Consider the following 13,926-nt stretch of genomic DNA (forward strand, 5'->3'; position numbering starts at 1 on the left):
TTCCAATTTTTTTGGAATCTCTTTATATTTTCTAAAATCCAGCTTTCCAATCTTTTCTTCCACTTATCCCTGTCTCTTGTGCATCATCACATCTTCTGTTAAAGGAGTAAAGCCAAGTTTTTCTTGTAAAACACTTTTAGGAATTTGTGACTTAGTGATTGTAACTGCTGTAACTTTTCGATTGATGTTTTCATTATGAATTATCGACATTATATCATAAAAATAAGGTATAGCTGCTTCAGTATAAGCAACAGCTAAAATTTCTGAATACACAGTATCTGGTCGTATTGTCATACCAAAATAGGCAATGACTTGATTTTCTAGCTTACATTCAACTGCATAGTCGAATTCAATTGATCCGTAGTACTCATTCATCATGACAATTTGCTCGTTAGTGAGAATTTGTTGCTTCATTTTTAAATCTTTCCAAACATTAAATTGAAATTGATCTTTTATTTCATACGAAAATCCAGGAATACTTTGGAGTGTTTTCATAAGTAGTGGATAATGCGCACCAACTAATTGAGAACGACTAGTAATGTTGAAGCCTTTCGATAAGAAATAGTCTATTTGTTTTGACCACTGTCCTCTAAATCGCTGTGCAAGTAATTTCCCACCATATTCCTTACTAACAGCAAATTGATAAACTCTTTCAAATAATTCATCTCGCACAGTATCCTCATATTCTGGCAATACCCATGGATAACCTAATGAAACAAATTCACCTTTACCAGAGAAACTCATATAACCAACAAGCTGATCTCCGTCAAAAGCAAAGCATCTAGATTTTTCATTAAATTCAGATTGGTGTTCAAATAATTTTGGAGATAAAGTTGGTTTCCAAGCATATGGTAGAGATTCTGTCATCTTATTCCAAAAATCATACTGCAAATCAAGATCTGTTGGACTCTCATAAAAACGATAATCGATAGTCATATCAGTATCCTTTCCTAAATCGTACTAATTTTAATAGTATCAAATTAATTTGGATTTGAATGTTCTAGAATAGTTAATTTTACTAAAAAACAACAGTAACATTTAATAGGGTCAATTAAATAATTATCACATTAATTAAAGTATGATTTTATAGTCAGTCTGTTGCCTATAAAAAGAGCATTGAGTAAAATCAATGCTTCAGACTGTCTGGTAAATTGACTAAAACAATAAAAAACGAGCCTTTTAAAGACTCTAATTAAAGTTCATTATTCATACGTAATTTATTAATAATTACATATTTATAGTCCTTAAGGTAACGATATGAAAATGACCTACATTAGGAGGAGTAATAATGAGAGCTGTTACATATCAAGGGCATTATAATGTAAAAACGATTAAATTAGTTTTGAAACATAAATAAAGGAGTTCAATATTTAGTACTCCTTTAAATTTATCTAAAGAGATATCTTATTTTGCTTATAATCTAATTGTTTTGAATGAGACATTTTATAGGCCATCACGCCAAATAATACGCCCGCCAATCCTCTGAATATCGTTGAGATAATCATCGCAATATTCATACTGAATGATTCAAGTAAAAAAACACCAAATTGTGGAGCGATGAAGGCAACAATTGAAAGTAAGAAATTATAATTAGCAATATAGGATGTGCGATGTTCTTCTTCAGTAGCCTCTAGTAAGCTATTAAATAATATTAAAACAGTACCAGATACAAAAAATCCTGATGTAAAGTTTACGATAAATAAGTATACATAATTTGTTGATAAAATATTTAAAATAGGTGCAGAGGCCATTCCAATCGAAATCCAAATTAGTAATTGAGTATTACTATAACGATTTGCCATTTTTGCCCACCAACGAAAGCTAACGATTTGTGAAAGTTGGTTGCTTACAGTAAATAAACTAATCCAAAAAGCAGTTGCATGAGCAAATCTTATTTGATAAATCGAAAATAAAGACCAAGCCATTTGCCACGCGAAATTAAAAAACAGTGCACAAACTAAAAATGTGATATAGGGTTTATACTGAAAAAGATGTTTTGAAAAAGGAGAATAGTGATTAGAAATCTCAATTTTTTGTTTTTCCTCTTTATGTTTCAATATATAAAAAAACTCAATCATTCCAAATATAAATGCAAATAAAAAAAGTATTTGATAGGGAAGCGCACTTTTTGAGCTAATGGATTTCATACATATTCCTGCTACAAGCGTTACAATCATTCCCGTAAAGGTTAGTATTCTATTTCGGTTTCCAAAAAATGTATTTCGACGGTCTGCTGGGATTAAATCACCAATGAATGCTTGCCAGCTTAAATTTAGAAATGTACCTGGAAAATTCATTAATGCAATTAAAATAACAAAAAACCATGCGATATGCTCTGATTTAATAAATGGAAGAAAAACCATTATTAATAGAAAGAAACGCGTAAAGAAAATGGAGTAAGCAGTGAATTTTCTTTTTTCTTCTAACTTATTAACCATAAAAGCAGCTGGGAGCATTGCGGCCATTCCGACAATTGAAGGTAAGGAAGAAATTAAACCAACTTGATAATTGGTAGCACCTAAAATTGCAATAGAAAACAATATAAAATAGTTATTTGATAAACTGATTGCGATTGTAGATGCAGCTCCATTTTTAATGCTCTGGGATTCATTGTGTAGCAAATCTTGTTTACTGTAAATCAACTGACGTTCCTTCTCCCTTTTTTAATCTCATAATTTTGATAAAATATTCGATTTTAAATTTTTAAATAATTCATTAGAACAATAGCATATTTATTCATTAAATTCTATGTTTTAGAACTAAGTTTTAATGTAAAATAATGGCTTTATTAAGAGTGGGAATTTCCAAAAATTAGTTATTTATTTCAGAGTTTAAAAATTGCATTTTACATTAATTTTTAATAAACTAAAATAATCTGTCTGATGTAATAAGAATCATATTTTAAACATATTAAATATTGGAAAGAACATTTTTTAATAGTTAAGCCATACTAATATTAGAATTGACGTAAAAATAATTTATTTATTTCATCGTCAATTTTTTATTGCACTTTAAGAAAGTATAAGTTGGCAGCGATGATGAGTAGTCGACGTAGTAGCCAATTCTAGGAATAAAGTATAAGTGCACCGTTTCTGACTTCCCTTTAAAGGCTGGCCAGTCGACAAGTTTTCTTTATTTACATATGAACAATATACGGCAAGGAGAAGAGACATATGTTTTCACCAGTTTACAAAGTAAATGATGATGGAGAAATTTACTTAAGTACGAAAGGCTTTTCAGTAACCTACGATCAATTTAAAGAGGATGAACAAGGAAACGCATATGTAATCGTAAAAAGCGATGAAGAACCTCTAATTAGAGTAAAACTACTTCTACATAATATCGGTAATGCAAAAACACCAGAATTAGAAGTAAAAAACAAATCTGGATTAGGTCAGGTGGAAATAAGATTACTTCGAGTAAAAATTAAAAAATTTAAAAATGGATGGGGAGCAAAAATTGCTCTATCAAATGGAGAAGTGACGATTAAAGGTGATATACCTAAACACGTCAAGATACAAGTAGTTCGAAAAGTTAAATTATCGTAACCTTTTTATTTAATAATAATTAATGAATTAGAGTTCCACTATTTTTGTACTTATTATGTTTATACGTTTATTTTTTTAAAAAACTAATTTATCGACTAATAGCCTGAGTTCTATATAAGAACTTGGGTTTTCTTTTAATCATCTTGAATAGTTATATATAATTTTGTACAATAACCTTTTATTTTAGAAAAATGAAAAATCAACTTAAAATATTCAGAATGTAGTATATAAAAAAGGTTTTTATGAAGCTTCAAAGTATATGTAAAGATTAAAATAAAAAAAATATTTTCTAATAGACTTTCTTAATGATAATATTTTAAAAAATGAGTAGTAAGATAGAATCCCAAATTGAATAAAAATGAATATTTATTGTATATAACTAAACTGTTATTTAAGGATGTGAAAGAAATTAATATTGAAAATATAGAAGCGTTTATCCATGTAATTCATTTTGGTAGCTTTAACAAAGCTGCAGAATCACTTTTTCTGTCACAACCAACTGTTACAGCTAGAATTCAATCGTTAGAAAGAGAATTAAATTGTCAGCTTTTTCACCGTTCCGGTAAACAAGTTAATATCACAGAAGAGGGTAAGCGCTTCTTACCGTATGCTCAACAATTAGTTCATATATACGAAAAAGGGAAGATGCACATTAATCAAAAAAAATCCCACAATAATGAATTGAAAATTGGGTGCACTGTTTCGGTTTCAAACTATGTTATTTCAGAAATTCTGCCAAAACTTTCGGTAAGTAATGAAGATTTACATTATAAAGTTATTACAGGAAAGAGTGATGAATTAATTAATAAAGTATTAAATAATGAAATTGATATATGTTTTGTTCGGAAAACTAGTCACCCTAGCCTACAATCAATTAAATTATTCGAAGATCCAATTACGCTTTATGTTTATAAAGATCATCCGTTTATTTCAAAAAAATCGATCACAATTCAAGATATCGCTCAGGAAAATCTTATTTTCTTTGAATGCGGTTCATTAGACTGGCTTAGAATTCATCGTTTATTTGAAAATCTAGAAGCCCCTCCAAATATAAGGATTCATACTGATAGTTCGGAGATGGCAAAAAAACTTATTATAGAACAATTTGGAATTGCTTTCTTGCCTAGTATTAGTGTGAAAAAAGAAGTTAAAGAAGGAATATTATTTCCAATACATATTGAAGAAACAAAGGGAATTTTTCTTCAAACAAATATTTTCTGTAATCGTGGAGAATATACAGAATTAATGAATGAAATAGTTGAATTAAGCAAAGAGTTGGTGAAATAGCCAACTCTTTTTTCTTTTATATCAAGCAAAAAAATATAAAGAAATATAAGAATTGGGGGTATCCTCAATTGACAATCAACTAGATCGTGCTTAAGGGAACAATAAAGCTAATTCAAATATTTAATAAAACGATAGAAAAGTTCTATTGGAAATTACGTTGACTAAATATTCTGTCAGTGATAAAGTTTATAACAATTAATTCCTAGTTAACCTATAAGGAATATTGGTTTTTAAAAAGGAGGGGAACACGTTGAAGGATATTGTCATTATCTCTGCTAGCTCATCACCAAACTCAAGATTGAATGGCATACTCCAATTTGTAAAAGAAAAGTGGACTAATGAAGGTATTAAAGTATGCCAAGTAAATATTGGGGATTTGCCAACGGAAGCTTTAATTAAGAGCGATTTTAATAATGAAGAAATTAAAGAAGCCCTTAATAAAATTGAGAATTCGATCGGTGTTGTTATTGCAGGACCAGTCTATAAGGCCTCCTATTCAGGTTTATTAAAAATATTTTTAGACTTAATTCCTCAGAATGGCTTGAAAAATAAAGTTGTCCTTCCTATCTTCATCGGTGGAACAATTGCCCATTTACTCAGTTTAGAATATGCATTAAAACCAGTTCTCTCTGTTCTTGGGGGAAATCATTTTGTTACTGGTGTTTATGCAATTGATGATTGGGTAATAAGAGATTATCAAAATCATTTTTCATTATCTAATGAATTAACAGAGAGATTAAATAAAGCAACTGGAGAATTATCAGAAGAGTTAATTTGGCTAGCAGTAAGACCCTAAAAAAATTATTCAGAAATGAGGAATTGAGAATGAAAAAGTTTGTGATTACACTTGTATCCTTGGCAGTCGTAGTTTTAATTATTACATTTGCTTTAAAAAATAAAGATAAAGAGGCAGCAACAGCTACTAGTTCAAAAGTTCAAAGAATTGTTGTAGGTACTGGTACACAATTTCCAAATGTGTGCTTTATCGATAAGGATGGAAATCTAACTGGCTTTGATGTTGAACTTGTAAAAGAAATTGATAAAAGATTGCCAGAATACAAGTTTGATTTAAAAACATATGAATTTTCGAGCTTATTGTTAAGTCTAGAAACTAAGAAAATAGATTTTGTTGCTCATGAAATTGAAAAAAATCCAGAGAGGGAAGAGAAGTATTTATTTAACAAAGAAGCTTATGCGCATTGGAAAAATAAAATCGTTGTTGCAAAAGGTAATAATTCAATTCAATCAATTGACGACTTAAAAGGCAAAAAGGTATTAACATCCGCTACAAGTGCAGAAGCACAAATTCTTGAAAATTATAATAAAGAGCATAATAACGCAATTAAAATTGTTTATCAGAATGGTGGAGCAAATGATACTGTACAGCAAATTACTTCAGGCCGTGTAGATGCTACAGTTGCTGCAGATTTTACCTTATCTTTGATTGACCCAAAAGGTGAGTTGAAAACAGTAGGGACAGCATTGACTGAGGCTGATGTATTATTTGCCTTTAGAAAAAATGATGCAAAAGATCAAAAATTAGCAGGCGCAATTGACGAAGCACTATTAAAAATAAAAGCTGACGGAACACTTGCTAACTTAAGCAAAAAGTGGTTAGGTGCTGATTTTACAGAAAATTAAAGCTAAAACCAAAGGGTGAGAAGGAATGGGTGCTGATTTTAAAGCTGGATTAATCTTCGAATATTTTATTAAATTACTACCTTTTATAAAGATTTCGTTAATCATTGTAGGGAGTTCTATTTTAGTAGGGTTAGGTGTTGGCTTACTTATAGCCTTACCTAGAATGTATAAGGTACCAATTTTTCAAAGAATCTCGCAAATATATGTTTCGTTTTTTAGAGGAACTCCAATTTTAATTCAATTATTTTTAATTTATTATGGCGTACCTGAGCTATTAAAGCTAGTAGAAGTAGATGTTAGTAGAATTGATGTTTTATATTTTGTCATTTTAACATACGGATTACACAGTGCAGCCTTTATTTCAGAAGGTATTCGTGCATCAGTTAGTGCTGTAGATAGAGGGCAAATTGAAGCGGCTTATTCTGTTGGAATGGATGGATATCAGGCCTTTAAGAGAATCATAGCACCACAAGCATTCGCTATATGGATCCCAATTTTAGGAAACTTATTAATAGGAACACTAAAAGATACATCATTAGCATTTACTCTAGGGGTAATGGAGTTAACAGGGCAATCACAAACATTAGGTTTACTAAATCGTCATTTTATTGAATCCTATCTTGCACTTGCTCTCGTTTATTTTATTTTAAGTGTCTTTCTTGAAAAAGGATTTATCTTATTAGAAAACCGGTTTGGAAAATATGAAAGAACAAGTGTTGAAAAGAAAGAAAAAACTTTTAAAATCCGTAACTTATTTGGAAAAATGAATCGCGATGTCGTTGTTGTGAAAGAAGGTACGAGATTATGAAACTAGATTTCTCATTTATTTGGGAGGCATTTATACAAATACTACCTGCAATTCCAACTACACTTTTTATAACTATTTTGTCAGTACTTATTGGGTTTGTGATAGGAACTTTTACGGCTATTGTTCGTATTTATAAGGTTCCAATATTGAGTCAGGCAGCATCTAGTTACGTTACGATTATTCGAGGAACGCCGATGATTACACACTTGTTAATTATTTATTATTCAATCTCAATGCTATTAGATTCACTTGCTAAACATTATCATTTTGCTTTTAATTCATCATCAATTCCTATGACAGCTTTTGCAATTATTTCCTTTTCTATTACAGCAGGTGCGTATTTATCTGAAGTGGTTAGAGCTGGAATTACCAATATCGATCGAGGACAAATTGAAGCTGCTTATTCAGTTGGTATGACAACAACACAAGCACTAAAAAGAATTGTATTTCCACAAGCCTTCGCTGTAAGTTTACCAAATTTATCAAATACATTTATTGGAATGCTGCATGGATCAACTTTGGCCTTTATTGTTTCTGTTGTAGATATAAACGCAAAGGCACAAATTGTAGCTTCTACAAATTGGAAGTTTTTTGAGGCATATATTGCAGCTGCACTAATTTTCTGGGGAATTACATTAGTCATTGAAAGAATGACAAGTTTATTAGAGAAGAGATTTAGCGTCTTTAGTCGAGGGGGAGTGAAATGATTACTTTAACGAATGTAACAAAGTCCTTTGGAAAAAATCATGTGTTAAAAGGTATAGATTTAACAGTTAATAAAGGAGAAGTCGTCGCAATTCTAGGTCCTAGTGGATCAGGAAAAACAACTTTACTTCGTTGTATAAATTATTTAGAGAAACCGAATAAAGGAAAAATTACAATAGACGATTTTAAAGTAGATTTTAGTCAAGCTTCAAAGACCGAAATTCTTTCATTGCGCCAAAAAACAGCTATGGTATTTCAACAATTTAATTTATTTAAAAATAAAACAGTTGTTGAAAATGTAATGGAAGGATTAATAGTAGCTAAAAAATGGTCTAAGGAAGCAGCATACAAAAAAAGCGCTGAATTACTTGAGAAAGTAGGCTTAGGAAACAAGTTAGATTCTTACCCTCTACAGTTATCCGGCGGACAGCAGCAAAGAGTAGGAATTGCTCGTGCGCTTGCTTTAAATCCAGAGGTCATTTTATTCGACGAACCAACCTCTGCTTTAGACCCTGAATTAGTAGGTGAAGTACTAGCGATTATACGAAAAATAGCAAAGGAAGGAATTACAATGATTATCGTCACACATGAAATGGCATTTGCTAGGGATGTTGCTAATCATGTTGTGTTTATGGACGGCGGCATAATTGTTGAAGAAGGGAATCCAAAGGCTATCTTTCAATCACCTAAAGAAGAAAGAACAATTCAGTTTTTAAAACGATTTTCAGAGGAAGACATGTACTATATTTAAAAAAATGGAGGAAAGAATATGGGACTTAAATATGGATTCTTAGATCAAAGTATTATTTTTCCTGGTCAAACTGCAAATGAAGTACTTATAAACACTATAAATCTAGCAAAAGAAGCTGAAAGATTAGGATTTAATCGATTTTGGGTATCAGAGCACCACAATTCACAAGGAATTGCTGGGTCATCTCCAGAAGTGCTTGTTTCACATATTCTTGCTAAAACTGAACGGATTTCTGTTGGTTCAGGTGGGGTAATGTTACAGCATTATAGTCCGTATAAAGTAGCAGAAAACTTCAATGTATTAGCTAATTTGTCACCAAATAGAGTAGAGCTTGGCATAGGAAGAGCACCGGGCGGATTTCCAAAATCTAGCCAAGAGCTCCAAAAAAACTTGAAAGAACCTCAATCTCTTGAAGAGAAAATTGATGAACTAGAAAATTTTTTATATCAGGATGCATCAGAAGTAAGTTCGTTTGATTCTTTACAAGCTTCACCATTACCACAGATTAGAGTTCCGCTATTTTTATTAGGAACGAGTGTATCAAGTGCAAAATTTGCAGCTAAAAAGGGCTATCCATATGCATTTGCATTATTCATAAATAATGACCCAGTGGCAGCAAAAGAAGCGATCGAGGCTTATAATAATTCCTTTAATCATCAAAGTGGTCGAAAACCAAAGTTTATTTTAGCCTTGTCTACGATTGTGACTGAAACCGAAGAGGAAGCACTAAAATTATCCGATCAATTACAAACTGTGCGAGTTACATTAGGGAATGGGCAAATTGTAAATGTCGGCACGCTTGAGCAAGCAAAAATTTACGCAAAACAAGCTGCCCAAACCTATACTACAGAAGTTAAAGAGGCAGACGTTCTTAAGGGAACAAAAGAAACTTTTCAAAAAAGAGTTTTTGAATATCAAAAAGAATACGGTATTGATGAATTTATTTTCACATCATTAATTCCAGATTTTGAACGGAGAGTTCGTTCGCTGCAATTAATTAAAGAAGCTTTTACAGAAATAACGGTTTGACTTAACAGTTTAGGAGTTGAAAACCATGCAATTTGAACTATCTGAAGCGCTACTTGAAAAGCTAATTCAAATAAGAAGGAGTTTGCATTCAATTCCAGAGTTAGCGTTTGAAGAATATGAAACAACAGCCACACTTGTTCAACTTTTAACAGAGTATAACATACGGATCCTGTCTTTGCCTTTAAAAACAGGCCTTGTTGCAGAAATCGGTGATGATCGAAAAGGTCCTACCATCGCAATTAGGGCAGACATTGATGCACTTCCAATTCAGGAGGAAACAGGATTACCTTTTTCATCAAAAAATCCAAATAAGATGCACGCTTGTGGACATGATCTTCATACAGTTGCAATTTTAGGTACAGCTATTTTATTAAAGCAAATAGAAAATGAGTTACCGGGGAAAATACAAATCATTTTTCAACCCGCAGAAGAAATTGGTAAAGGTGCATTAGAAATTATTAAAACAAATGTACTAAAAGATACAAAAGTGATTGTTGGTATGCATAATAAACCTGATTTAACAGTTGGAACCATTGGGATAAAATCAGGTCCTTTAATGGCAGCTGCTGACGGATTTACTGTTGAAATAAATGGGAAATCGAGCCATGCAGCGGTACCGGAAGCAGGGCTTGATTCAATCCTTACTGCATCACATATTGTTACGTCACTTCAATCGATTGTGAGCCGTAATATTAGTCCACTTGAAAATGGAGTTGTAAGTGTAACAAAATTCAATAGTGGGAAAGCATCGAATGTGATCGCTGACAAAGCGGTTTTTAGTGGAACGGTTCGTACTTTTAAGAAGGAAGTCAGAGAGACAATTCAAAATCGATTAAATGAAATAAGTAAGTCTGTTGGTGATGCTTTTAGAACGGATGTTCATACAATTTGGAATCCTGGTCCACCTCCTGTTGTTAATGATGAAAAATTAGCCGGAATTGCAAGAGATGTAGCAACTAAACAATACTTACGTGTAATTGAACCGTCTGTATCTGCAGCAAGTGAAGATTTTTCCTTTTATTTAGAAGAGATTCCAGGTTTATTCGTATTTTTTGGAACTTCAGGAAAATATGAGTGGCATCATCCTAAATTTGATCTAGATGAGAAAGCAATCACGCTAAGTATTCGATTTTTTACAGATTTTTCTATCACGATACTGAATGAACTTTCAAAAAGTGTAGTCAAAATATAGGAGGAAATAGATGAGTACTTTATCAATTGAATTAAGTGAATTTAATCAACTTTATGATTTACTGTCGCAAAAAACTTTCAATCTTCCAAAAGAGAAACTGCATTGGAAGAAAAATGAAAGATCGTGGAGTATTGTAGAAGTGTTAACTCATTTATTAGATCATGCATTTGTAGTGAACTTTCGACTAAGGGAAGTTTTAGCTGGATCAAGTGTTCAATTACCTGCTTTTAATCAAGATAAATGGATTGCAGGGCAATATGCAAACGATGGAAATATTGCAGACGTACTAGAAACATATCGCATTATTTTATATTACAATAGTCAATTGCTTAAAAGACTAACAAGTGATGATTGGAAGAAAAGCGGAATTAACCCTCAAAATGCAATCGTTACAGTTGAAGACATAATTAAATCTTTTATTTCACATGTTCATCTTCATTTAAAACAAATACAACGTATTTTGTATGAATACAGCTTAGTTTAATTTAGGAGGTAGACTATGTCTTCAAACCGCTTAATTATTAGAGAGTCTAAACCAGATGAGATCGATAAAATAAAAAAAGTGTTAATCGATGCGTATGAACAATATGCTGCTATTCTTTCAAAAGAACAATGGGAAAACTATAAAAATAGTATTATTGATGCAACTGAGAACAGCAACACTAAGACAAAGCTTGTTGCGATTGTCGATAATGTTCTATTAGGCGCATGTTTTATCTATGACTCTGCCGAAAAAGCATATGGATTAACTGAGTTAGAGATTAATTATCCTATTATTCGATTAATAGGTGTTTCCCCTAAAGCAAGAGGATTAGGGATTGCGACAGAATTAATAAAAGCAAGCTGCAATCTTTCAATAGAGTGGGGATCGGACCGAGTTGTTCTTCACACTTCAGATATGATGAAATCTGCTATTAGTTTATATGAAAAAATAGGGTTTCAACGGGCTAAACAATATGAGTTTATGAATGGAAATATACTTGTTAAAAGCTATGAACTAAATATTAAAGATACTGCGATTTTATTAAATTAATGGAGGGGAAAAAAATGACAGAAAGAAAAAAACTAAAGCTTGGGGCACTAGTGCATGGAGTAGGAGGCAGTATGTCTGGCTGGCGTCATCCAGAGGTTCAAACAGACGCAAGTGTTAATTTTTCCTATTACCAAGAGCAAGTGAAAATTGCTGAGAATGGAAAATTTGATTTAGTTTTTATTGCAGATGGATTATATATAACAGAAAAGTCAATTCCACATTTTTTAAATCGCTTTGAACCAATTACCATCTTATCGGCATTAGCAGGAGTAACAAAGAATATAGGCCTAGTTGGTACTCTTTCAACTACCTATAGTGAACCATTTACTGTAGCAAGACAATTCATGTCAATAGATCATATAAGTAATGGGCGCGCAGGATGGAATTTAGTTACTTCTCCACTTGAAGGTTCTGCTAAAAACTATAGTAGAAATGGTCACCCATCACATGATGATCGATATAAAATTGCAGAAGAGCATTTAGAAATAACTAGAGGTCTATGGGATTCTTGGGAAGATGATGCATTTATTCGAGATAAAGCTTCAGGTGTGTTTTTTGATCCGAAAAAGTTACACAGATTAAATTATGAAGGGAAGTATTTCCAAGTAGAAGGTCCTCTTAATATCGGGCGATCTAAACAAGGTCAACCAGTTGTTTTTCAAGCTGGATCTTCAGAAAGCGGTAAGGAATTAGCTGCAAAAGCAGCTGACGCAGTGTTTACTGGTCATGATAATATAGAAGAAGCTAAGCAATTTTATAAAGATGTAAAGGATCGTGCAGTAGCATACGGCAGATCAAAAGATGATATTGTTATATTTCCTGGCATTGCTCCAATAGTTGGTCAAACCGAAGAAGAAGCAGAACAAAAATATTTGGATCTTGTTAATTTAACAAGTATTGAAAATGCATTGGATTATTTAGGTCGTTTCTTTGAGCATCATGACTTTTCTCAATATCCTTTAGATGAACCTTTCCCTGATCTTGGTGATTTAGGGAAAAATAGTTTTAGAAGTAATACAGATAAAATAAAGAAAGAAGCGAAAGAAAAAGGTTTAACACTTAGACAGGTAGCATTACAAGCTGCTACTCCTAGAAGTGCATTTATTGGCACGCCAGAAAAAATTGCTAATCTTATTCAAGAGTGGTATGAACAGGAAGCAGCTGACGGTTTAATGATTTATTCTGCAATTCCAAGTGCATTAAAAGATTTTACGGAGCAAGTCATTCCATTATTACAAGAAAGAGAAATCTATCGTACAGAATATGAATCGTCTACTTTGAGAGGAAACTTAGGATTACCAATTCCTGAAAATCGTTATATTACTAATCTAGTTAAAAACTAATCTTTAAATTTATTCAAAAACCATCCTAGACAGGTGGTTTTTTTTTTGATCTTCATTTCATATTGCTAGCAGATTTTTACTCTAAAAAAGTCAAAATTAATTAGTTGTTAAGTAAAAATTAAGGATTCTATTACATAATGCAATTAATCAGTATGAAGGGGTGGGATTAATGATGGAAGATTTAGAATCAAATTTAATAGAAAAAACCCAAAAAACGAATTTGAAGAATCGTTCAACTACGGGTGCGTTTTCGCCTAAAGTAATTTCTATTTTATTAGTTATCAATTTAGTAATTGGCATTTTTACATTAATTGGAGTTGGCTATTTGAGTTATAAAAATAATAATCGAACGGAAATGATGAGAAACTTCCAAAATGGAGGAGGCTTCCCACAAAATGGTGGCGGCGGTTATTTCAATCAACAACCAGGTTCATCAGGTAGCAGCAATTAAGGAAAACGGTTGAACTGTTACTGATTTGGAGGCGACGTAATTCTCCAGGCGGTGGTGAAAGAGGATTCTTAATGAAAATTGTAACAGCAATGGTGGTGGCGATCAGTGACGACGACAGAAGATTTGATCCAAATATCA

General features: G+C 32.1%; 15 protein-coding genes. 13 read left to right on the forward strand and 2 right to left on the reverse strand.

The features are described from left to right. Positions 1 to 63 precede the first annotated feature (63 nt). Positions 64 to 936 carry a hypothetical protein gene (locus tag ACFWM3_RS16105; protein ID WP_390312078.1) on the reverse strand — a complete coding sequence of 291 codons (873 nt, stop codon included), beginning with the start codon at positions 934 to 936 and terminating at the stop codon, positions 64 to 66. Between the two features lie 455 nt (positions 937 to 1,391). After that, positions 1,392 to 2,642 carry an MFS transporter gene (locus ACFWM3_RS16110; RefSeq protein WP_390312079.1) on the reverse strand — a complete coding sequence of 417 codons (1,251 nt, stop codon included), beginning with the start codon at positions 2,640 to 2,642 and terminating at the stop codon, positions 1,392 to 1,394. Between the two features lie 531 nt (positions 2,643 to 3,173). Between ACFWM3_RS16110 and ACFWM3_RS16115 the strand changes: the two genes are divergently transcribed. The 13 genes from ACFWM3_RS16115 to ACFWM3_RS16175 all read left to right on the forward strand — a co-directional run bounded on the left by ACFWM3_RS16115 (position 3,174) and on the right by ACFWM3_RS16175 (position 13,788). Then, entirely contained in the window at positions 3,174 to 3,548 is a 375-nt protein-coding gene (locus ACFWM3_RS16115; protein ID WP_056471423.1) for a hypothetical protein, read from the forward strand. Between the two features lie 348 nt (positions 3,549 to 3,896). Then, positions 3,897 to 4,835 carry a LysR family transcriptional regulator gene (locus ACFWM3_RS16120; RefSeq protein WP_390312080.1) on the forward strand — a complete coding sequence of 313 codons (939 nt, stop codon included), beginning with the start codon at positions 3,897 to 3,899 and terminating at the stop codon, positions 4,833 to 4,835. Between the two features lie 250 nt (positions 4,836 to 5,085). Next, positions 5,086 to 5,631: an NADPH-dependent FMN reductase gene (gene ssuE, locus ACFWM3_RS16125; RefSeq protein WP_390312081.1), complete on the forward strand. Its 546-nt coding sequence runs from the start codon at positions 5,086 to 5,088 to the stop codon at positions 5,629 to 5,631. Between the two features lie 29 nt (positions 5,632 to 5,660). Then, positions 5,661 to 6,476 (forward strand): transporter substrate-binding domain-containing protein, encoded by an 816-nt coding sequence (locus ACFWM3_RS16130; protein ID WP_390312082.1) that lies wholly within the window; start codon positions 5,661 to 5,663, stop codon positions 6,474 to 6,476. Positions 6,477 to 6,501: 25 nt separating this feature from the next. Beyond that, on the forward strand, positions 6,502 to 7,284 hold the full coding sequence (locus ACFWM3_RS16135) for an amino acid ABC transporter permease (RefSeq protein WP_056471415.1): 783 nt from the start codon (positions 6,502 to 6,504) through the stop codon (positions 7,282 to 7,284). Further along, positions 7,281 to 7,991 (forward strand): amino acid ABC transporter permease, encoded by a 711-nt coding sequence (locus ACFWM3_RS16140; protein WP_390312083.1) that lies wholly within the window; start codon positions 7,281 to 7,283, stop codon positions 7,989 to 7,991. The genes ACFWM3_RS16135 and ACFWM3_RS16140 overlap by 4 nt, the downstream gene beginning before the upstream one ends. After that, entirely contained in the window at positions 7,988 to 8,740 is a 753-nt protein-coding gene (locus ACFWM3_RS16145; RefSeq protein WP_056471409.1) for an amino acid ABC transporter ATP-binding protein, read from the forward strand. The genes ACFWM3_RS16140 and ACFWM3_RS16145 overlap by 4 nt, the downstream gene beginning before the upstream one ends. Positions 8,741 to 8,758: 18 nt before the next feature. Next, positions 8,759 to 9,769 carry an LLM class flavin-dependent oxidoreductase gene (locus ACFWM3_RS16150; RefSeq protein WP_390312084.1) on the forward strand — a complete coding sequence of 337 codons (1,011 nt, stop codon included), beginning with the start codon at positions 8,759 to 8,761 and terminating at the stop codon, positions 9,767 to 9,769. 25 nt (positions 9,770 to 9,794) lie between these two features. Then, on the forward strand, positions 9,795 to 10,961 hold the full coding sequence (locus tag ACFWM3_RS16155) for an amidohydrolase (protein WP_390312085.1): 1,167 nt from the start codon (positions 9,795 to 9,797) through the stop codon (positions 10,959 to 10,961). Positions 10,962 to 10,971: 10 nt separating this feature from the next. Next, a complete protein-coding gene (locus ACFWM3_RS16160) occupies positions 10,972 to 11,445 on the forward strand; it encodes a DinB family protein (RefSeq protein ID WP_056471400.1) in 474 nt (157 codons plus the stop codon). Positions 11,446 to 11,460: 15 nt separating this feature from the next. After that, entirely contained in the window at positions 11,461 to 11,994 is a 534-nt protein-coding gene (locus ACFWM3_RS16165) for a GNAT family N-acetyltransferase (RefSeq protein WP_390312086.1), read from the forward strand. A gap of 14 nt (positions 11,995 to 12,008) precedes the next feature. Beyond that, on the forward strand, positions 12,009 to 13,337 hold the full coding sequence (locus tag ACFWM3_RS16170; protein WP_056471394.1) for an LLM class flavin-dependent oxidoreductase: 1,329 nt from the start codon (positions 12,009 to 12,011) through the stop codon (positions 13,335 to 13,337). Between the two features lie 172 nt (positions 13,338 to 13,509). After that, a complete protein-coding gene (locus tag ACFWM3_RS16175) occupies positions 13,510 to 13,788 on the forward strand; it encodes a hypothetical protein (RefSeq protein WP_390312087.1) in 279 nt (92 codons plus the stop codon). Positions 13,789 to 13,926 lie beyond the last annotated feature (138 nt).

It is taken from the genome of Gottfriedia sp. NPDC058432 (genome assembly GCF_042721555.1).
GTDB lineage: Bacteria > Bacillota > Bacilli > Bacillales > Bacillaceae_G > Gottfriedia.